18 protein-coding genes are annotated in these 20,649 nt (G+C 60.4%); 6 read left to right on the forward strand and 12 right to left on the reverse strand.

Going from position 1 to position 20,649, the window contains the following annotated elements; all coding sequences use genetic code 11:
• Positions 1-20: 20 nt before the first annotated feature.
• Positions 21-1,055, reverse strand: a complete 1,035-nt coding sequence (locus tag ACIPUB_RS06535; protein WP_407606650.1) for an LLM class flavin-dependent oxidoreductase — start codon at positions 1,053-1,055, stop codon at positions 21-23.
• Positions 1,052-1,702, reverse strand: coding sequence for an alpha/beta hydrolase (locus ACIPUB_RS06540; RefSeq protein WP_407606651.1), 651 nt, complete (start codon positions 1,700-1,702; stop codon positions 1,052-1,054). Before ACIPUB_RS06540 ends, ACIPUB_RS06535 begins: the two co-directional genes overlap by 4 nt.
• Before the next feature lie 747 nt (positions 1,703-2,449).
• Here ACIPUB_RS06540 and ACIPUB_RS06545 point away from each other — a divergent pair.
• Positions 2,450-3,688, forward strand: a complete 1,239-nt coding sequence (locus ACIPUB_RS06545; protein WP_407606652.1) for a DNA cytosine methyltransferase — start codon at positions 2,450-2,452, stop codon at positions 3,686-3,688.
• On the opposite strand, the gene ACIPUB_RS06550 is transcribed toward ACIPUB_RS06545, so the two are convergent.
• The gene (locus ACIPUB_RS06550; protein ID WP_407606653.1) at positions 3,668-4,507 is read right to left on the reverse strand and encodes a hypothetical protein; all 840 of its coding nucleotides are present in this window, start codon (positions 4,505-4,507) and stop codon (positions 3,668-3,670) included. The genes ACIPUB_RS06545 and ACIPUB_RS06550 overlap by 21 nt on opposite strands.
• Positions 4,508-4,935: 428 nt before the next feature.
• Positions 4,936-5,070, reverse strand: a complete 135-nt coding sequence (locus ACIPUB_RS06555; protein ID WP_407606654.1) for a hypothetical protein — start codon at positions 5,068-5,070, stop codon at positions 4,936-4,938.
• Positions 5,071-5,239: 169 nt separating this feature from the next.
• Between ACIPUB_RS06555 and ACIPUB_RS06560 the strand changes: the two genes are divergently transcribed.
• The 3 genes from ACIPUB_RS06560 (at position 5,240) to ACIPUB_RS06570 (ending at position 11,231) form a co-directional block, all read left to right on the forward strand.
• Complete coding sequence (locus ACIPUB_RS06560; protein WP_407606655.1) at positions 5,240-8,650, forward strand: AAA domain-containing protein; 3,411 nt, start codon at positions 5,240-5,242, stop codon at positions 8,648-8,650.
• Positions 8,647-10,029, forward strand: a complete 1,383-nt coding sequence (locus ACIPUB_RS06565; RefSeq protein ID WP_407606656.1) for a hypothetical protein — start codon at positions 8,647-8,649, stop codon at positions 10,027-10,029. Before ACIPUB_RS06560 ends, ACIPUB_RS06565 begins: the two co-directional genes overlap by 4 nt.
• 593 nt (positions 10,030-10,622) lie before the next feature.
• The gene (locus ACIPUB_RS06570) at positions 10,623-11,231 is read left to right on the forward strand and encodes a GIY-YIG nuclease family protein (RefSeq protein ID WP_407606657.1); all 609 of its coding nucleotides are present in this window, start codon (positions 10,623-10,625) and stop codon (positions 11,229-11,231) included.
• A 286-nt stretch (positions 11,232-11,517) separates the two neighbouring features.
• Here ACIPUB_RS06570 and ACIPUB_RS06575 read toward each other — a convergent pair whose 3' ends face one another.
• Genes ACIPUB_RS06575 through ACIPUB_RS06600 form a run of 6 tightly spaced genes read right to left on the reverse strand, consistent with a single transcriptional unit; the run spans position 11,518 to position 17,366 of the window.
• Positions 11,518-12,549 carry an L-idonate 5-dehydrogenase gene (locus ACIPUB_RS06575; protein ID WP_407606658.1) on the reverse strand — a complete coding sequence of 344 codons (1,032 nt, stop codon included), beginning with the start codon at positions 12,547-12,549 and terminating at the stop codon, positions 11,518-11,520.
• 58 nt (positions 12,550-12,607) lie between these two features.
• Positions 12,608-13,567: a sugar kinase gene (locus ACIPUB_RS06580; RefSeq protein WP_407606659.1), complete on the reverse strand. Its 960-nt coding sequence runs from the start codon at positions 13,565-13,567 to the stop codon at positions 12,608-12,610.
• Entirely contained in the window at positions 13,564-14,229 is a 666-nt protein-coding gene (locus ACIPUB_RS06585) for a bifunctional 4-hydroxy-2-oxoglutarate aldolase/2-dehydro-3-deoxy-phosphogluconate aldolase (RefSeq protein ID WP_407606660.1), read from the reverse strand. Before ACIPUB_RS06585 ends, ACIPUB_RS06580 begins: the two co-directional genes overlap by 4 nt.
• Positions 14,226-15,002, reverse strand: coding sequence for a glucose 1-dehydrogenase (locus tag ACIPUB_RS06590; protein ID WP_407606661.1), 777 nt, complete (start codon positions 15,000-15,002; stop codon positions 14,226-14,228). The genes ACIPUB_RS06585 and ACIPUB_RS06590 overlap by 4 nt, the downstream gene beginning before the upstream one ends.
• Positions 15,003-15,012: 10 nt before the next feature.
• Positions 15,013-15,990: a C-terminal binding protein gene (locus tag ACIPUB_RS06595; RefSeq protein ID WP_407606662.1), complete on the reverse strand. Its 978-nt coding sequence runs from the start codon at positions 15,988-15,990 to the stop codon at positions 15,013-15,015.
• Complete coding sequence (locus ACIPUB_RS06600) at positions 15,987-17,366, reverse strand: MFS transporter (RefSeq protein WP_407606663.1); 1,380 nt, start codon at positions 17,364-17,366, stop codon at positions 15,987-15,989. Before ACIPUB_RS06600 ends, ACIPUB_RS06595 begins: the two co-directional genes overlap by 4 nt.
• A 157-nt stretch (positions 17,367-17,523) precedes the next feature.
• On the opposite strand from ACIPUB_RS06600, the gene ACIPUB_RS06605 reads away from it, so the two are divergent.
• Both ACIPUB_RS06605 and ACIPUB_RS06610 read left to right on the forward strand, forming a co-directional pair.
• The gene (locus ACIPUB_RS06605) at positions 17,524-18,291 is read left to right on the forward strand and encodes an IclR family transcriptional regulator (protein WP_407606664.1); all 768 of its coding nucleotides are present in this window, start codon (positions 17,524-17,526) and stop codon (positions 18,289-18,291) included.
• A 236-nt stretch (positions 18,292-18,527) separates the two neighbouring features.
• Positions 18,528-19,139: a hypothetical protein gene (locus ACIPUB_RS06610; protein ID WP_407606665.1), complete on the forward strand. Its 612-nt coding sequence runs from the start codon at positions 18,528-18,530 to the stop codon at positions 19,137-19,139.
• Positions 19,140-19,259: 120 nt separating this feature from the next.
• Here the strand turns inward: ACIPUB_RS06610 and ACIPUB_RS06615 are convergent, their stop codons facing one another.
• The gene (locus tag ACIPUB_RS06615; RefSeq protein ID WP_407606666.1) at positions 19,260-20,096 is read right to left on the reverse strand and encodes an MBL fold metallo-hydrolase; all 837 of its coding nucleotides are present in this window, start codon (positions 20,094-20,096) and stop codon (positions 19,260-19,262) included.
• A gap of 66 nt (positions 20,097-20,162) precedes the next feature.
• The gene (locus ACIPUB_RS06620; protein ID WP_407606667.1) at positions 20,163-20,435 is read right to left on the reverse strand and encodes a GyrI-like domain-containing protein; all 273 of its coding nucleotides are present in this window, start codon (positions 20,433-20,435) and stop codon (positions 20,163-20,165) included.
• Between the last annotated feature and the right edge of the window lie 214 nt (positions 20,436-20,649).

Below are 20,649 nucleotides of genomic sequence, written 5' to 3' on the forward strand. Positions count from 1 at the left end.
GCCGGCCTTCGCCGTGGAGGCTAGTTTTTCAGCGCGGCACGGACGGCGGGCAGCACCTCGGTGGCCAGCAGCTCGATGGAGCGCAACGTCTGTGCCTGAGACAGGCCCCCGAGCCCGACCTGGGCCAGGAAGCGGGTGTGTCCCAGGATCTCGTGCTCCCAAAGGATCTTCTCCACGATCTCCGCCGGGCTGCCAGCGAACAGGGCCCCGCGCGGCGACGCCCAGGACTCGAAGGCTGCCCGGTCCAGGCGGCCCGCCCGCGGCATGTTCTGCCCGATGTAGGAGCTGTAGTGCGGGAAGAACGTGTCCTTGGCTCCCTGCGAGGTCTCCTCCACGTAGAAGTGCGAGGTCACCCCGATCTGCCCGGGTTCCCGGCCCGCGGCAACGGCGGAGCGGCGGTACAGGTCTGCCAGCGGCGCGAAGCGCGGCGGGTCCCCCAGGATGGCCAGGTACAGCGGCATGCCCAGCTTTCCCGCGCGCACGGCTGAGGCGGGGGGCCCGCCTACGGCGGCCCAGATCGGCAGGGAGTCCTGGACGGGGCGCGGCCAGATCCCCGCATCGTGCAGCGGAGGGCGAGTACTGCCGTTCCACGTGACAGGGTTTTCGTCGCGGATCTTGAGCAGTAGCTCGAGCCGGTCATCGAAGTACTCGTCGTAGTGCTGCAGGTCCTGGCCGAAGAGCGGGAAGGACTCCAGGTAGGCGCCGCGGCCCGCGGTGAGCTCGGCCCGTCCGGAGCTGATCAAATCCAGCGTCGCGAAGTCTTCGAAGACGCGCACCGGGTCCGCGCTGGAAAGTACCGTGACGGTGCTGGTCAGGCGGATGTTCTTGGTCTGCGCTGCAGCTGCTGCAAGCACGACCGGCGGGGAGGAGACAGCGAAGTCCTCGCGGTGATGCTCCCCCACGCCAAAGACATCTAGCCCGGCCGAATCTGCCACGCGGGCCCATTCAAGAATGTCGCGCATGCGCGTCGCGGCGTTTATCGGCTTGCCGGCCGCATCGCGGGTGAGCTCGCCGAAGGTGAAGATTCCGATCTCGAACGGGTTGGCGGAACTCATGCGCCGGAGACCACCTCGGCACCAATGTGGGCGGTGATGAAGTCGCGGACGTCGTCGAGCTCGGCGGCGTTGATGCCGTGGGCCAGTCCCGGGTAGACCTTCTCGATGAGCGAGGAGTGATCCGGAAGGAATTCGGCAGTACGGGTGATCGCCACCGGGGCAATGACCCGGTCCGCGGAGCCGCGGCCCCAGAACACGGCCGGAAGGTTTTCGCGCAGCGTCTGGTCTCCCGGCTGGCTTGCACCGAGGACGAATCCGCCGAGGATCGCCGGGGCGATCACGCGGTCGGGGCTGGTGCGCAGCAGCTGGCTGGCCATGAGCCCGCCCTGGGAGAATCCGACGGGAATGATGCGGGTGGCAGGGTCGACGTTTTGATCGATCCAGGCCCAGATAGCGGCGGTTGCCGCCTCCACCGGTGCAGCATCCGGGGCGCCCGGAGTGGTGATCTCGAACCAAGCGGCCCCGCCGTTGCCGAGCTCAAGCGGAGCACGCAGCGAGGCCCAGGGAAGGTCAAGCCCGAGTGCCGGGGCCAGTCCGCTGAGATCCTGCTCATTCGAACCGAAGCCGTGCAGGAAGAGCACGACCGCGTCCGGAACGTCGTTGGTGGCCCATCCGGTTGAGCGTACGTCGCGCAGTGTGGTGGTCATTCGGGGATCGGTTCCTTTGGCATTGGAGGGGGGTGAGAACGCTGCTGGTCCTCACTCAACGATACACGATTTGGTTTAATCTTCAAGCATTCTCGATGAGTTGACACTCACTTGTCACATGCTCATAACGCCGGATGGCCACTTAATGACGCTGAGCAGCGGGCAGTTGGTGCCGCTGCGGGCACCTAAATGGCGGATTTTCTTACACACTCATTTATTTGGCACCGAAATGGCATAGCCGACTCGAGTCGTGCATTGGTACGTCTGCCACAACATTGCTAAAGTGTCGGTGCACTATTGTAAGTTGGTGACGTACCGATGGAATTATGGCACTTGGTGTTGCAGCCATCTCGGCTCACCTTCGACTGCCAACAACTATGTGATATCGATTATGTCCGATTGGAGGAAGTTTGAATCGTCACCGTGCGCCTGAACGTGACAGCAGTCTCCAGTTTTGTCCAAGGAACGCGCGTCAGCTGACCATTACACAACCAATAGCCTGCGGCAAGCGGCTAAACTCGTTACTACGCTTCATGTCGGATGCCCACAGGAAGTAAAAATGAACAAATATGGTTTCCTGCCGCCGCCAAAATCGAAGCTCTAAACAGTTGAGTTTCGGACGCCATTAACGAGTAAAATTGTATATAAATACTGATTTTTTATTTGATTCGCGCGATATGCATAAAATTTTTACGCAGGACGATCATTTGTTTGCTCGTGCTACATATATTGAGGAAGAGTACGCCCATGTCTAAGATTCCATTCATCTCCTTATTCTCTGGAGCCATGGGACTGGACCTTGGCTTGGAAAAGGCCGGGTTCGAAACTCGTGTATGCGTGGAGAATGACGTCGATGCCGGAAAGACGATTAGGACGAACCGTCCCAACCTTCCACACATCGGGCACTCAATTGTTGACGTCTCCGGCGAAACGCTTATCGAAAGAAGTGGCATTACCACTAACGTTCCCTTGGTCGTCGGAGGACCTCCGTGCCAAGCCTTCAGCGTATTCGGAAAACGGCAAGGGCTGTCAGACACCCGTGGTCAGATGCTACTCGAATACGTCCGTGTCGTTGACGAAGTCAACCCAGAAGTATTTGTAATGGAGAATGTCCGAGGGCTGCTATCAATGAGCCTCAGCACAAATAAGGAAGCAGCCGGGACTCCAGAAGGAGAAAAAGGTAGCCTGCTTAAATATGTCTTCGAACAGTTTGCCGAAATAGGCTATCGAGTTGACTGCTTCGTGGTCAATGCGGCCAACTACGGAGCGCCACAAATACGTGAACGCGTCTTCTTGATAGGAAACCGACGAGGGTTGAAAGCCGATTTCCCTGCGCCAAGGTACTCGAATCGTCCCGAAGATGGATTACCTGAGTTTATGACTCTGGGAGATGCCATCGGTGGAGATTTTCACGACCCAGCACCAGAGGTCATGAACTTCAGTGAACGCAAACTTCGTTACCTTGAGATGGTTCCAGAGGGGGGGAACTGGAGGAGCATGCCCGAAGAGATCCAAATGGAATCCATGGGGAAGAGTTGGCACCTCAAGGGGGGGCGTAGCGCCTACTGGCGGCGGCTTTCATTCGCTTACCCGTCCCCGACGGTTGTTACCATGCCAAATCATGCCGGCACGAGCATGTGTCACCCTAAAGAGACTCGAGCTATCTCCGTTGGTGAAGCGGCCGCAATTCAAGAATTCCCGAAAGACTGGATTTTTGAAGGACCAATTCAATCAAAATACAAGCAAATCGGCAACGCCGTACCGGTTCGGTTGGGTGAGGTTGTAGGGGGCGTCGCGAAGACACTCTTGGAACGCATAGCCCGAGGAGAAGAGCACGAAACGGACAAGCCAAGCGAAATTATCCACTTGCGGCCGCACGTTAGAACACGGGTCTTCTGGAAAAAGGGGCAAGCGTTTGCTGGCGATCATGGCTATTACGATGGCCGCGATGCCAGCGAAGCGCCCTCACCCGTTAATGCGTTCTAGGATCGATTCCCAATTGAAGGCTCCACCGGAACTCGAAATCGCCGGAAGATTAGAGTACTGCTTAGCCAAGTTAATAAGATGAGTTTTTCGGACGGCCGGCCCGTCAATTGACTTCGTAGCTTTTAGAATTCCTTCCATGACCCAATCCTGTGTCGACATTTCTCCGAAGTTTAGCCACGCCCAGAATTCTCGCCCTGCGTACACCGACACATGCTGCGTCAAGTCATCAACCATATGCTTGGATCTCTGATCAGGCCTGAGTCCTCTAAGGATTTGATATTTGTCGGTCAGCGCTTCAGGTGCACCATAAGTTACGCCCATGGCTATGCCAATGTAAATTCCCGGGTATGGCGTGATGTAACTGTCCCGGATGCCCTTAAATGATTTATTAAGTTCAGTAGCGGTTGAAAGATTGATTGTCCAAGGAGACGCTTTCAATGAAAGAAGTTCTATTCCATTCGGCCTAGTAACCAAATGATCGATTTCATTAAAAGCTGAATGACTATACGGCGGCGTATTTTTGCGAAATTTCTTATCTAGTTTTGTTGTTCCAAATACTTTTGGCAGTAACTTCTCATCGAGGAGTTTCCCGAACCCGGTACTGTGACCCTGCATTAAGTGTGCCGCCATCAGGAGGGTCGCCAATTCGTCTTGGGTATCTAGACCATGTAGGGCCGCAACGACCGGTAGCATAAATGGGTTTACACCCATCGTTTCGGATCCCGCACCTTGAAGCTTCCCTTCTCGCTGCTCTATCCACCATAGAAGTTCATCGGCAGTTCCGGAAACAACTTCATCTTTTGTTCGTTTCAGAGACACTTTTTACCATTTTCTGCTCCACATTTGCGCTGACGTGATATAGCATACAGGATCTCTCATTGCCGCTACTCGTTTTTAGCGGTCGGCGGCAACTTTTGACGAATTGCTAAATAGCCCCTCCTGGTAGTGGTATTCCGGTGACTTGGTGACTTGGTAGCGCCCCCTCCGGGCAGGCACACGAAGTCGTGAGATCGATTGTCAACGAAGTCATGAGGTTCAGTATCTACGATGTTGCGAGATTACACACCAATACGCCGGAACAGCACTACCTCCTGAGGCTATTTGGCATTTGAGTGAATATACCGAGGATTGAGGGCCACCGGATATTGCCTTTCGGAACCACCAATATTGCCGTTGAGAGCCGGCACCTCCCCGGGAGGGGGCCACCGGCCCTCAGCAACATCCCTTAGCCCGCGACCCCCCGAGGTTTACTCCCTAATGTTGTAGCCACCGGTTTCGATCCAGGTCATATTGTGGACGATCCGATCCATGATCGCGTCCGCGTGAACCCCGGACCCGAGCCTGGCGTGCCAGTCCGACTGCTTGTACTGGGTGCAGAACACCGTTGCCGTCGACCATCGTGCGGCGGGAAGCCGTAAATGACAATGCTATTTCACCTAATTGATGGACACGTTCCCCGAACCAAGAACCAAATCGGCGGTATGTGTAGGAGGTCTATGTTTTAATAATATTTGATCTAATCCAGTATCGATATCAAGGGGGGTACGAGGCGTGCCAGACATCGTCGGCGACCATTACATGCTCCTGAAGATGGAGCGCCGTAGCGGGACGTTCTCCGTCGTTCGCAAAGCCATCGACGATCGCGACGATTCATTCGTTGCGGTCAAACTCCTGTCGGGACAATCCGACGATGTGACGCGCAAGGTTTTCAACAACGAAGCCACGACGCTGAAGAGCTTGTCGCATCCGAACATCGTTCGCTGCCGTTGGGCAGGCACGGACGAAAAAGACACCTACGTTATCGTGTTGGATTGGGTCGAGCGCAACCTCGACGATGTGTTAAAAGCTTCAGGGCCTTGGGAGTCTTGGGACCGTCTTGCGACTGACATCGCGTTGCCCCTCGTTGATGCATTGGCATACACGCATCTAAAACAGATCGAGCACCGGGACATCAAGCCGCAAAACGTTCTTGTCTCCGATTCAGGGGTTCCCCTCCTTGCTGACTTCGGAATCGCGAAGATCCGAGGCGAAGAGCAAGCTACTCTTCAGACCGTCGCCGGCTGGCACTCTAAGCCGTATGCGCCGCCTGAACTAAACGCAGATGTCCGATACGTGCGCGATGTCTATTCAATGGGCGTCCTACTCATCCAGTGCATGACGAAGGATCAGCTGAAGGATCTCGCAGGAGTCGAGCGGGCGCTGGAGTCAATACCCGTCCCCCCAGATGTTCGACGCCTGCTCGCATCATGTATCGCCACGCAACCGGACGAACGGCCGAAGAATGCTAGCGACCTCCTCGGGGCAATCCACGGAATCCAACAGCGGCGCCAAGCACAGCAACAGGTTGCACGATACCCCGTTTGGCTTCGTCTTACGAAGTCGGCAATCAGGTCTCTGGGCGGCAACGACGACGCGCGACAGGAGGCCGTTGGCAAAGTTCAAGCCGACCTTTCAGGCGACGTCTACGCCTCGTTCTTTGCCGACCGTGAGTCGGGCCAACTCCAGCGCGACAGCGTGCGGATCGACGGCGCGGCATGGAGTTTCACCCTAAAATCCGATGAGAGCGGCGCCGTGGTCATCAAGGCCGCAGAACTCGATTTCGAGAGACTCGAAAATCACCGACGACGGGCTCTACTGCTCCCGCAGGTCTTCGACTGGACATTCGCGCAGCCAGCCAACCCAGCCGTTGTACGGGCCGGCATGGCAACCATGATCGACACCATCGACGCCTTTTATGAGGCTAGTGATCAGCGAGAAGACATCGGTGAGGAAAGGCACGACGGTGACGAGCTCTTCGACACGTGGCGCAGGGTCCTGAATGCTCGAGAAGAGCTTGCACGTGGCGAGAAGAAGCCGCTTATTTACAAAAAGGTGCAGGCCCGCGGTCGCCAGGCCACCTTCACGCTGGAGTCCGCGGTTGATGATGATCTGGTCGGCACGGAGTGGCGCGTGCGAGATCAGGTGACCGACCGCAAGTTCGCTTGGGGCGAGGTTGTCGAACATGATGTCGATCGAGTCGTCATACTGAGCCCACGACGCTGGGAGGGGCTGCCCGATCGCGCGGTTCTCGATCCTCACCTCGGCCCCGATGAGGCAGCACTTAACCGTCAACGGCACGCCGTCGATGATGTTCAGCGGGACAAGTCGGCCCGTCCTGATCTGCGCGAGCTGCTCCTCGACCCAAGCCGCAACACTGAGCCGAAAGCTATCTCAATCGCCAAGTGGAATCGGGAGCTCGATGACCGTAAGCGTGAGGCGATCGAAACAGCGCTAGGATCGCCCGACATCTATGTCGTTCAAGGTCCACCAGGAACTGGCAAGACGAGCTTCATTGCGGAGCTCGTGGAGCAGACCCTGAAAGCAAATTCTGAAGCGCGGGTACTTATCGCCTCCCAAACCAACGTTGCTGTGGACAACGCACTGCAACGTCTCGCCGATGGCGGGCAGGCAAGCATGGTCCGACTGGCTAGCTCCGACCCGAACCGTGTCGATGAGTCTGTGCGCCATCTCCTGCTTGATCCCCAAATGAAGCGCTGGGCGCGTGAAGTTCGTAGGAACGCGGAAAAACACTTAGGAACGCGCGCGACCGAAGCCGGACTTGCTCCCTCGCACCTTCGAGCGGCACTCGCCCTGCAGCAACTTTCGGCGGCTCTGTCTGAGCTCGACTATCTCCAGACATTCCGGCCCGAAGATGATCACGAGCATCAGTCGGAACTTGCGACCTCGCTGTCTGAACCTATGTCTTGGACATCGGTGCAGGAGAAGGTTGACGCTTTGGTTGACCTGCGTGACGAGCTGCTGGCCGAGGCACAGTCAGAGTTAGGGAGCGACCTAACTTTGTCGGCCGATATGAACACTCTGGATGCCGTCAACGCAGTAGACGTCCTCATCGGCGAGAGCGTCAATGCGCAGCAACTGCTTACCCGTCTACAGCTTCAAGGTGAGTGGTTGCAGCGGATTTCCTCTGATTCCGGACTCGCTAACACATTCCTCGATCAGACGAATGTCATCGCGGGAACTTGCGTCGGCTACCTAAGACATCCAGCGGTGCGTCACCTCGAAATCGACTTGTGCATCGTCGACGAAGCTTCGCGGGCGACCTTGACCGAAGCGTTGGTGCCGATATCCCGAGCCAAGCGATGGGTGGTGGTTGGGGATACGAACCAGTTGCCTCCCGTCGACGAGAACCTGCTGAGAAACAAGGAGCTGATGAATGACCATCAGCTCCTTCCCGAAGACATCAAACAGACACTGTTCCAGAGACTGACCGATCGTCTGCCGGAGCACTCACAAGTCATGCTGAACCAGCAATACCGAATGATTCGGCCGATCGGGGACATGATCTCGTCCTGCTTCTATGAGGAGAAGTTGCGATCGCCGAACACTAGAGGGCTCGAAGGGTATCCGATTGGTTACGGCAAGCCCATACTATGGCTCGACACCTCCGCTCACGGCGATGACCGCCGTGAGGCAGCTCCTCATGGCAAAGGCAAGAGCTTTGCAAACCGTGCAGAAGCCCGCATCGTTATTGAGCGGCTTAAGGTGCTCAATGGCTCCATTGACAAGAAGGTCGTCCAGCTTCCTAATGACAAAGAAAAACTCGACGTACTAGTCATCGCGCCATATGTCGCTCAGGTCTCGGACCTCAAGCAGCAACTCGCTCCCCTTCGGGATCGGCTAAGGCATCTTTCGATCACCGTGATGAGCGTAGACGCTGTTCAAGGACGCGAGTCAGACGTGGCCATCTTCTCGGTGACACGAAGCAACGCAAGGGCCGAACTCGGCTTCATTGGGCCGGATTACTGGCGACGAATCAACGTCGGGCTTTCACGTGCTCGCTTCGGCCTCACGGTCGTGGGCGACGCGGGATTCATCCGAGGTACGACCGGAGCATTAAAGAAAGTACTGACGTACATCGACACCCATCCAGATGACTGCGAACTTAGGACGGCCGAGCGATGAGTCTGACCTCAGGAGACATGATCCGGCGCAGATTCGGCGACCACCGCCCGGGTCTCCAATTGATCAGCGTCGTGGACGCTGCCTTACCAATCACGATGCTTCGCCTGGATGTTCTCGCGCAGGAGCGCAAGCCGCTTCCCCTCCTCGAAGAGTTCATCCTGCGGTTTGTGCACGCGGGAGTCCGCGAAATCGATGAGATCGCAGCGCTTCTAGGGTTACAACGCGAGCAGGTCGTGACAACGGTTGCCGACCAGATCAGCACAAACAACCTCACTCGAGTAGCGAATGGGCAACTCAGTCTAACGGCGCTAGGGCTAGAAGCGGCTCGCAATCTTGCTGCGGTCCAGCCCGTTCTTACTCAGATTAACGTACCTTTCGATCGGCTCATCTGGAACGCCCAAGACTACGCGCGCTCTAGCCTGATTAAGAAGCGGGATGCCCGAGAAGCCGGTCTCGAGATCCTCCCCGCCAAGCAGACCTCGCGGGTCGACCTCAACGACCTCGCTGTGGAGCGCTTCAACGAGCTTGTCGAGTCCCGTGACGACCGTACACGGCAGGTTGAAGTGCTGCGAATCAGGAAAATAGCTTCGCAGAACCTACATCTGTACATACCGGCGCAATTGCTTGTCTACGGCGATCCAGACTCTGGCGAAGTGGAGCTGGGCCTATGCATCGACGGTGATCTTCAACCTGCGCACGGGCTAGAGCTTGCAGCCGCTGACGCCGTCGTGAAGCTCGGAATCTCGGTCGCTCTTCCTGAACCACGCCCCACGCTAGCTCCTGAACTCGAAGAACAACGAGTGGCTTTTGAACAGGTCGAGAGCATCAGAGTCGCGGGCGAACAAGTTGCCGAGAGCCCCGACGAACCGGCGGATAAGCCCCAGCGAGTTGAAGACATCGCCGTGCGCAGTGTCGACGTCCACGAGCATCCTCAGTTGCTTAGCAAGGCTCTCAACGGCGCGAAGAAGCGTCTGCTCATCATCGCGCCGTGGGTGAAGGGCGGAGTGGTGAACACTGACTTTGTTGCGGCCCTTGAGCGCCGCCTGCGGGCTGGCGTCGAAGTCCATATCGGTCATGGCTATGGCCCTGATGACAGCGGATCTGACGACTTCGCGCTGCGCAAACTCAACAATCTGGCTGCCCGTTATGACAAACTGAGGGTTGTTCGCCTGCAGAACACCCACGCCAAGATCCTGATCTCCGATGACCTATGGGTCACTACGAGCTTCAATTGGCTCTCCTTCAGGGGCGATCCTAATCGGACCTATCGCATGGAAGAGGGCACGCTCGTCCAGATCCAGAGCGAGGTAGACAAGGCGTTCCGGCGGTACACCGACGTGCTCGAAGCTGACGGAGCAGACCCGCGCGCGAGCGCTTGAACTCAGCGTTATGCCCAATGCGATCTTGTTCCAGGGCTTTGGAGCCTTACTCGCTCTGTCCCAGGCGGAGGCGCTGCAGCTGCGCTCCTCCGCGTGGGTCCTCTTCAAGATAGGTTCGGGTAACTGCAAGCAATCTAATCCACTAGTGGATTAGTTTCGTTGCGGCTACAGTGAGCTCTATTTAGCCTAGGTACACGGCGGCAAACTAGCGGTAGACAGGTTCGAAAATGTTGGTTCCTGGGAGCATCCCCCGGAATTCTATTGGGCGCATGACGCTTCTCCTGCGTGGGTTCTCCCGTCGTTATGGCCGCCTCGGACATTATCAGCCAAAGTTCCCGAGGGCGATGAGCAGGATGTTGATGTCTTTGAGGGCTCAACCGCGTAATTTATCGAAAACGAGCGTTTTCAACCGCGGGAACATGAGGGCGCGGCGTCGATAACCGGGTGATTCTTCGGCTTCGAGTCCTTGCGCCACGTCAGGATCAAATAACCTTGGACTTTCGCAACTCCGGCCAGGTAGGTAACGGCTGACCGATTTTCGAAAGGATCGAACAGGGCAGCTGGTGCCGGAGCAACTGGGTACGATCAGACCCATGGAATGGATCGAAGTATGTAATGTGCTTGGCACCGCAACTCCAGCGTCGCCCCTGACCCTCAGCAGCATCGACAAGCCCGGCGTCTATGCGTGGTGGGATCCGAAGGGCGCCCTCGCTCGCTTCTGGCCCACCGGCTTTCCACAAGTTGATCCTGCCAAGCCGTTGTACGTCGGCATCGCCCGGACGACCCTCGCGGAGCGCGCCGGGAAGATGCATTTAGAGAAAACTCGGATATCCACGATCCGGCGCTCTCTCGTTGCATTGCTGGTCGATGATCTGCTTGTGCTCCCAGAGATCGTCGTGGACCCCCGACGCCGCACTAAATTCAGCCTTGCGCCAGCAGCAGAGCAGCTCCTGACGAACTGGATGATCACCCACCTGCAGACGACCTGGGTGCTCCATCCGACGCCTGAAGATGTTGAGAAGGACATCATCAAGAAAATCGCTCCGCCGCTCAATTATGCCCATGCTACAAAAGGCCCCTATGCAAAGCCACTTCAAGCGCACAGGGACCAGTTGCTTACTCGCGTGGCACCCTATCAGCCATCATCTCTCTCAATCAATACCCACGCCCTAAACCGTGCCGGGAATCATGCTGTCTTGTGAGAGAGCGAAGTTACGGAACGTTTCCGGTCAAACGCCGATCATGGCTGAAGAGTCCCACAAATCAGGCCGCCGTCTTGCAAGAGAGCTGTATTTGCGGAAAATTTTCGGCTGATCTCGGAAAACAGCACATATGCAATCCCGAAATGGTCCTACTGCAGAATCCGATGGATAGGACCCTGTCATACGGCATCCCAGTAGTTAGACGCGTTGTTGCAGAAAACCCTATCGTCACAGGGATCATGGGCTGTTATGGGACGCCTGCGCGAACGAGGCACCTCCGCCGCTTTCATTCCCCGTGCGCGCCGACCTTGATCAGGACCTTGGAGGAAACGACCGAATCCAGTGCCATAGCGAAGGCCGCGTCCGCCTCCTGAAGCGGGTAGTCATGGCTGATGGCCTGCGCCAGGAACGGATGCTCGGCCAACAATTCCACCGCTTCGTCCAGCTCCGTCTCGAAACGCTGCGAACCAAAAACCGTCAGCTCGCGCAGACCGAGTTCCGAGAGCGAGATCGATACGGCGTCGCGGGGCAGGATCCCCAGCTGCACCACCGTACCGCCGCGACGTGTCGCATCCAGCACCGTCTGCAGGCTCGCGGCGGCTCCTGCGGCCTCGACGCTCACGTCATAGCCGAGCGATTCAGGACCTTCCGCTTGAAGGATGTTGAACGTCATGTCAGCTCCCATCGCTTGTGCCACCTCGAGGGCGCGGGGCTGCAGGTCCGAGATCGAAACGTATGCCGCACCGCGCAACTTCAGCACCGCAGCGGCCAACAGGCCGATCGGCCCCGCACCACTGACGAAGCAGCGTGCACCCTCGATGCGGCCCGCCGCTCGGTCGATTCCGTGCAGGGCAATGGCCAGCGGTTCGGCCAACGCCGCAGTGCGCAGGTCTAGGCCTTCGGGCAAACGACGCAGCTGCCGCGATTGGACGTTCAGCACCTCGACCAATCCGCCTTGGGTGTGCGGCGTGGTACTGGCGCTGCCCAGGTAGGTGCCTCCCTGGATCAGGTGCATGCCCGTTGGTTTTGCTTCGGGTTCCGGGCAGGGAGTTGCCGGGTGGATCGCCACGGCATCCCCAACGTTCCAGCCGGTGACATCCTCCCCCAGCTCGCGCACCCGGCCGACCACCTCATGGCCCAGTACCAGCGGCTCCTTGACCTCGAAGGAGCCGTTGCGACCATGCTGCCAATAGTGCAGGTCGGATCCGCAGATCCCGCCGTAGGCGATATCCACTGCTACTTCGCCGGGCCCAACCGGAGATTCCTGGACATCTTCCACACGCAGGTCCTTGGGTCCGTGCACCACTACTGCCTTCATTACAACTCCTTGGATTCTTTTATCTCTGGTCTTGCAAGCCCCCGGGTGCGGGCAATTCCTAGCGGGCCACTGGCTCGCTTTGCTCGAGCATCCCGAGCTCATCGCGGCGCGGCATGCCTTCCCAGTCTCCGGGGACCATGCAGGCAAAGGCCCCGGTGCGCACCGCGGTTTCCAGCCGCTGGTGCGGATCCAGGCCCGCCAATAGTTCGGCAACGTAGCCGGCGACAAACGCATCCCCGGCACCGACCGTGTCAACCACCGGCACCTTGATCGCCTCGCGCCGATACTCTTTGCCGTCGATCAGCGCCACGGCGCCAGCATCACCGAGCTTGATGATGACCTGGCGCGGTCCCAGCTCGGCGATCCGGCGGGCCAGCTCCATGGGGTCCTCGCTTGGACCCACGGCAATGGCTGCTTCCTCGTCCCCGGCGAATACCACGTCGGCTTTGGGCAGGATGGCCCGATAGGCTCCCCCCGCTTCTTCCTCTCTCCACAGCGCCGCCCGGTAGTTCAAATCGAAGGACACCAGCACCCCGGCGGCATGTGCCATCTGGATTGCCGCATCCACTGCGCCGGCGGCCTCGGCCGAGAGCGCCGGGGTGATCCCGGTCAGGTGCAACAGCTTGGCGTTCGAGATCAGCGACTGCGGGAGGTCGGCGGCACACAGCCTGGAGCCGGCGGACCCGGCACGGTAGTACCAGACCTTTTGGTGGGTTTCGGTGCGGCGTTCCTTGATCATCAGGCCCGTGGGGGCCGATGCGTCGCGAACCACCACGGTGTTCACGTCCTCCGCGCGGATCTCGCGCTGCACCAGGTCGCCCAAGCTGTCTGCTCCCAGACGCCCGATCCAGGACACGGAGGTGCCCAGACGGCGCAGCGCGATGGCGAAGTTCGACTCGGAGCCGCCCATACCCAGTCCCAGGGTGGAGGCGTGGGCCAGGGGGCCGGCACTGGTGCCGCGCATCAACGCCATGGTTTCCCCCAGGGTCACCACATCGGTGTACTTGTCCTGGCTCATGCCTTGGCCTCGTCCCTGGCCCCGGCCACGGCGGTGACCAAGGCCTTGGCCCGGGCCGTGAGCTCGTCCATGTTCCCGCCCTTGAACGCGTCTCCGAGCAGCGGGCCGCCCACGCTGACAGCGAGCGCACCGGCACGGATCCATTCGACGGCCTCGGCAACGCCGACGCCTCCCGAGGGGACTGCCTGGATATCCGGGAAGGGACCTCGCAGGTCCTTGAGGAACCCCGGGCCTACTTGGGATGCGGGGAAGATCTTCACCGCGGTGGCCCCGGCCTTCCAGCCGGCGAACAGCTCGGTGGGGGTCATGCCGCCCGGGTAGACCGGGATGCCCGCTGCCACGGCGGCTGCAACGATTTGTGGGTCGGTGATTGGGGTGACAATGAAGCCGGCGCCGCCGGCAATGGCGGCCTCCGCCTCCTCAACAGTGGTGACTGTACCAACGCCGACGTCGGCTGCGCTTCCGTAACGGACGCGCAGCGCGGGCAGCTCCTCGAACACGCCGGCGGTGCTCAGCGTCAACTCGATGCTGGTGATGCCGCCTTTGACCAACGCGTCGATGACCGGGGCGTATTCGCTCGCGTGCCTGGCGCGCAGCACCGCCACGATCGGGGTCTCGCGCAACAGCGCACCGGGAGCGGTGCGGATCTTTTCGGTGTTCATCGCGAGAGCCACCCGCCGTCCACCGGAAGGACCGTGCCGTGGATGTAGTCGGCAGCGGGGCTGGCCAGGAAGAGTACGGCTCCTGCCAGGTCATCCGGGTTGCCCCAGCGTCCTGCCGGGATGCGCACCAGGATCTGTTCGTTGCGTGCCTCATCAGCCAACAGCGCCTCGTTCATGTCCGTGGCGATGTAGCCGGGGGCCACCGCGTTCACGTTCACTCCGCGTCCGGCCCATTCGTTGCACAGGGCCTTGGTCAGCTGCGCCACCGCGCCCTTGGAGGCCGCGTAGGCGGGAACCCGGAAGCCGCCCTGGAAGGTGAGCATCGAGGCCAGGTTGATGATCTTGCCGTAGCCTCGTTCCAGCATCGGCGCGCCAAAGAGCTGGCAGAGCTGGAACACCGCGCGGGTGTTCACGTTCATCACGGTGTCGAAATCGCTCAGCGGGAACTCAACCGCGTCGTGGCGGATCTGGGTCCCGGCGTTGTTCACCAGGATGTCCACCTGCCCCAGGGCCAGGGCCTGCTCCGCGGCTGCGGCGACCGAGGCTTCGTCGGCGAGGTCCACGGCGATGGCGTGTGCGGTGCCCCCGGTTTCCTTGGCCAGCTGCTCGAGTTCGGGTGCCAGCTCCCCGCGCTGCAGGGTGATCACGTTTGCGCCCTGGCGCATGAGACCTGAGGCAATGTGCAGTCCGATGCCGCGGGAGGCTCCCGTGATCACTGCGGTGCGACCGGAGATGTCGAAGATTCCCCCGGTCTGGGTCGTGTTGGTGGACACGGTAGAGCTCCTAGCGGGCAACAGCGAGTGCTGCCGGATTGTAGATGTTGCGTAGTTCCTTGCCCTGGCATACGTCAATGACGTTGCCCAGGGCGCGTGACTTCAGTTCGGTGTAGGACTCCTCGGAGTACCAGGCCGCGTGCGGGGTCAATACCGCGTTGGGCTCGGTGAACAGGTCCGAATCCACCGGGAGTGGTTCCTCCTCAAAGACGTCCAGGCCGGCTCCGTAGAGCTTGCCGCTGCGCAGGGCGCGGACCACGGCTGCGGATTCCACGACGCCGCCGCGGCAGGTGTTGATGAGCACCGCGCCATCCTTGGCCTTGGCCAAGAAGTCGTCGTTGACCAGATGGTGGGTGTGCTCGTTCAGCGGCACGTGCAGGGAAATGACATCTGCCTGCTCGAGCACCTGCTCCATGGTGAGCACCTCGATGCCATCCTCGGTGGTGGTACCAACCTCGCGGACCGGGTCAGAACCGATGACCTTGTAACCCAGTCCCTTGGCCTTGCGTCCGGTGGCGGCGCCGATCAGGCCCAGGCCGATCACGCCGAAGACACGTCCGCGAATGCGGCGAAGCGGCTTGACCGACTCGAGGGAGAAGGAGCCGGCGCGCAGCTCGCGGTCCAGGCGGGTGATGCCGCGGGCCAGGGTGGCGGCCAGGCAGATCGCGTGGTCCGAGACGTCTTCGGTGCCGTAGTCCGGGACGTTGGAGACAACAATGCCGCGGGCCGTAGCTGCCTCGATGTCCAGGGTGTCAACACCCACGCCGTAGCGGCCAATGGCCTTGAGCTTGGGCAGGGCGTCCATGACGCGTGCGGTGATCGGGGCGTACTGCACCACGATGCCGTCAAAGTCGGCGGCCGCGGTGATCACCTCGTCCTCGGTGTGGCACTGGGCCAGGACCAGTTCGACACCGGCCGCGGCGGCGACTTCCTGCTCGACGGCGATCGAGTCGTGGTCGCAGTCGGTGATCAAGATGCGGATGCTCATTTGTGGGCGTCTTCTTCCGTGAGTAGGTCGCGGTCCCGGGTTTCGGGGGCTTTGAGTGCGGCGATGAAGGTAATGGCCATCATCAGGGTCATGTAGATGGCCACCGGGATCCAGGAACCCGAGGCCCAGGTGACAAGCGCGGAGCAGATCAGAGGGGCGATGCCGCCGCCGAAGACCGAGGAGAACTCGCGTCCAAGCGCCACGCCGGCGTAGCGGTAGCGGGAGCCGAAGAGCTCGGGGAAGTAGGCTGCCTGCACTCCCACGGTGCCCTGCGCGGCGAAGATGAAGCCGAGCACGATGACCACGCCGATCCAGAACAGGCTGCCGGTGTTCAGCAGCATGAAGGCGGGGAACGGGAAGAGCAGCAGGAACCCGGTGATGCTCAGGTAGAGCGGGCGGCGTCCGAACTTATCGGAGAGGTTGCCGGCGATCCAGGCCGAGACGCACGCGAACATGGCGCCGATGAACAGCACCTTCGGGATGAAGGTCGAATCCACCGCGAGGTAGGTGATCAGGTAGGAGCCCATGAAGGTCTGGAAGATGTAGGAGTGGGCGTTGGCGCCCACGTTCATGAAGAAGACGCTGAACAGGCCGCGGCGGCCGTTCTTGAACACGTCCGCGGCGGGGGTCTTCTGGCGGTCGGCCATGCCGACCTCGGCCTTGAGTTCTGCCATGACCGGGGATTCCTTGAGGTTGCGGCGGATCAGCCAGGCCGCGATGGTGACGAAGATCGAGGAGAAGAAGACCAGGCGCCAGCCGTAGGAGAGCAGGGCTTCCTTCGGCATCAGCTGCACCAGCATCCACACCACGGCGCCCATGGCGGTACCAGCAGCGGCACCGACGAAGACCAGCGAGGCGAAGCGTCCGCGCCTGCCCTTGGCGGCGATCTCGGTCAGCAGCACCACGCCGCCGGCCTGTTCGGCTCCGGCGCCGAAGCCCTGGAGGAAGCGGCAGGCCACCAACAGGATCGGTGCCCAGACGCCGGCCTGTGCGTAGGTCGGCAACAGGCCGATCGCGAAGGTGGCCACGCCCATGAGCATCAAGGTACAGACAAGAACCCACTTGCGTCCCAGGCGGTCGCCGTAGCGGGAGAAGAACAGTCCGCCGAGCGGGCGTGCGCCGAAGCCAACGGCGTAGGCGCCGAAGGAGGCGATGATGCCGACGGCCGGGCTGACGTTGGGGAAGAAGATCGTGTTGAAGATGATCGCCGACGCGGTCCCGTAGATCACGAAGTCGTACTGCTCAAGTGCCGTGCCGACCAGGCCCGCCCAAGCGGCCCGGCGGACGTTCTTCTGGTCATGCCGGGCAGTCGTGGCGGCGGGCTGAGGGCCAGCCGTCACTGTTCCGCCGGCGGGAACACCGTTGTTCTCGTTCATAGTCACCAATCCAAAGATTCTTGCCATACCTATTATAGGGATGGCGTCCCACTTTCAATAATTCAACTATAAGCCACATCACACCCCCGGATGCAACCCCCGTCACACGATCCTGCGTCGACGCAGGTGGCAGGCGAAGTCATGCAAGACTGATTGCATGGAAAAACCGACCGGAGCCAAGACCCTCGAGCGCGGCCTCGAGCTGCTGGACCACGTGGCCTCCGGCGTCGATCGGCTTGACGGCATCGCCGCAGCCGCCGGGCTGAGCCGTTCCTCGACCCACCGGATGCTGAGCTCCCTGGTGGCCGGGCGGTACCTCTCCCTGGGTGCGGACAACCGCTACCGGCTCGGACTCAAGCTCATGGAACTCGGCGCCCAGACCCAGCGCAGCCTGAACCTACCCGAGGAAATCCAGGTCCGGCTGGCGGAAATCGCCGAGGCCACGCGCGACACCACGCACCTGGGCATCCTCGAGGCGGACGACGTCCTCTACCTCGCCAAGGCCCGCGGCAGCAGGGGCATCGAAATGGCCTCGCGGCCGGGCGGCCGGCTGCGCGCCCAAAACACGGCCATGGGCAAGATGCTGCTCGCCCTGCGGCCACGAGCCGAGGCCCTGGCCCGCTTCGATCCCTCCGCAACGATCACGAAGCACTCCATCACGACCGTGGAGGACTTTGACAAGGAATTGACGGCGATCCGCGAGCGCGGCTACTCCTTGGACAACCAGGAAAACGAACTCGGCATCATCTGCGTGGCCATCCCGATCCCGGACCTCAGCGGGGAGCCGATCGCCTCTATTTCCGTCTCCGCGCCCAGCGTCTACATGACCGAGGAACGGATCTCCGACCTGGTCGCGCTGCTGAACTCGCACGGCCCGGAAATCACCAGCTGCCTGCCACCGGGGTTCAAGGACTCCTGGGACTGATCCAGAATACTTGCGCTGTACGTCCTCCGATCCGCGCCAACCGCGCCATCAAGAACCCCGATGGTTCGAGTTTCGTCGCCCGCGCTCCAAAATGCAGGAATTTGTATTGCCGTTGCACCGCCCCGGGACCGAATCTGAAATTGGGGCGACCGTCCATTTCCCGCTATGCGGGGCCTTTTTAGGCTACCTTGTGTCACATCCGGGCAATCGTCGGAGCTTCATGTCACGATTCAGGCATGACAATAGCGATTGACGCCGACAAGCTTCTTACTTACCTCGACGCAAACGGAGTCGACGCGTCCACTCAAGTCACCCGCGGTTGGGATCATTTGGGCGCAGTGATCGTGGACGCGGCGCTCCAGCGGCGTCAACGCTACAAGGGGACGGTTGAACCCCGGGTGCGGGAATTGATTGCTGCTTGGCCGGACGCAGAAACAGCTGCAGGCTTCCGTGCCCGAATCAATGACGGTGGCCTCGGAAGAGTCATCCGATGGAAATCTGAGGATCGTCTCATACAGATCAACGAAATCCTTCACGTTTTCGAAGCAGAACATATCAACACCGTCAGCGACCTCCGCGCACATTTTGCTTCGTCTATTCGACGGGCCGACCTTCGCAAGGCTCTCCGCAGCGTCAAACATGTTGGACCGAAAACGTTGGACTACATCGAGATTCTCATCGGCAACCATTCAGCAGTTGCCATAGACGTGCGTATCCAGAAAGTCGCTTCGAAGGCCGGAATCACCAACCATGCATATTCTCATTTGTCGGACGTAATTCATGCGGCTGCCGCCAAGCGCGGCTGGCGGCCCGGTGACTTGGACGCGGTTCTATGGAACGCCGAATAGGTATCTAAGAGGTAGCTTTTAGGCGCCCTGCTTCACAAATTGCGAGATCGGTTACGCCCCAATCGCAGCTTGACGGGCGGCAACGCCCAAGGCACCACCAAACCAATCCAGCCCGGCGCTTCAGTGCCCGCTGGACGGACGCTGGTCCAGGTGTGAAAAACCCTGCTCGAAGGCCGAGCGGAGCATCCACTTCGCCCACGGAAGTCGGGCGCTATCCAAGGCCACCTCAATTTCAGTTCGATCTCCATGGGCACGCTTAATGGCATCCGCCACCGCATGAAGGTCAGCGGCTTGCCGCGCGGCAAACTCCCGGTCAACCACCCGACCATGGCCGGGAACCATCGCGTCGCTCGGCTGCACCCTGAGCAGAACCTCGTCCAATGCCGCTGGCCATTCAAGTGGCCAACAGCCCGAGCCGAACATGGGCGGGCCGGATTCCTCGATCGCGTCACCGAGCACCCAGACCTCGGCATCGGGCACGCATACGACCAGGTCCGTGTCCGTGTGGCCCCGGGGAATCGGAATGCATTCGATGTTGCGCCCGCTTGCGGTGAGCGTCGTGGACCGTTGGATCAGGACCGTCGGCTGCGTCAACACCACGTGGTCCCACTGTTTGTCGGGTTCGCGAGCCGGGTCGGCTTGCCAGGCGCGCAGCCGAGGCCCTTCGAAGGCAGCGTAGTGATCGGGAATCCGATGGTGCCCAATCACGGGAACACCGAGGTCGACAAAGACTGAGTTGCCGAAGCTGTGGTCGTAGTGTGCATGGGTGTTGACCGCTTCAACGATCGGCGTGCCGAAACGTTCCGCCACGTCCGCAACGATCTCCTGCGCTTCCGCCGGCGAGCCTCCCGTATCGATGACCGTCACTCCCTTGGGGCCGGGAATTGCGACCACGTTGACGTCGCTCGCCTCATATCTCTTGACGAAAACGTCGGCTGCTACTTCGACCCATGACATGTAGTTGATGGTACGCCGGGCGGCGCGCTCGGCTGCGGCGGCCGCGCACCGCCCGAACGTCCCGGGTCAGCACTTCTCGACGGGCAGCCAAAGTTCGCACGAGGCATAGGTGTCGGTGAGCTCGAGGTATCGCAGCATCGATGGTCCGGGACGCATCCGCCACGGGTTCGAGGGGAACCACTCCGTCGCCGTCGCGGCCCACCGTTGTTGCAGGGCCTCCGGGAACGGGCCGCAGGAGGAGAACACCGCCCAGGCCCCCGCCTCGAGCCGGATGGTGTCAAGATCATCGGGCAGCGCGGTTGCCGCATTGACCGCGACCCCGTGGAGGTAGGTGAGCATCGATCCCTCTGGCGTTCAAGGACTCCTGGGACTGTCGTCTGCCCGGTTGTGCGCAAAGAAACCGGTGAAGAGGCTAAAAGTGGGCGCCGGAAACTCAACGTGCCGTCTACGACCGACATGGGCTTGTCCGGCGGCGATTGATTCAGATCATTCACGGCTATCTCCAAGTGGACCCTTGTAGACTGAAATTTGTCCCGGAGCCTTCCAAGGAGAA

This window comes from Paeniglutamicibacter sp. ORCA_105 (assembly GCF_045798545.1).
GTDB classification, from domain to species: domain Bacteria; phylum Actinomycetota; class Actinomycetes; order Actinomycetales; family Micrococcaceae; genus Paeniglutamicibacter; species Paeniglutamicibacter sulfureus.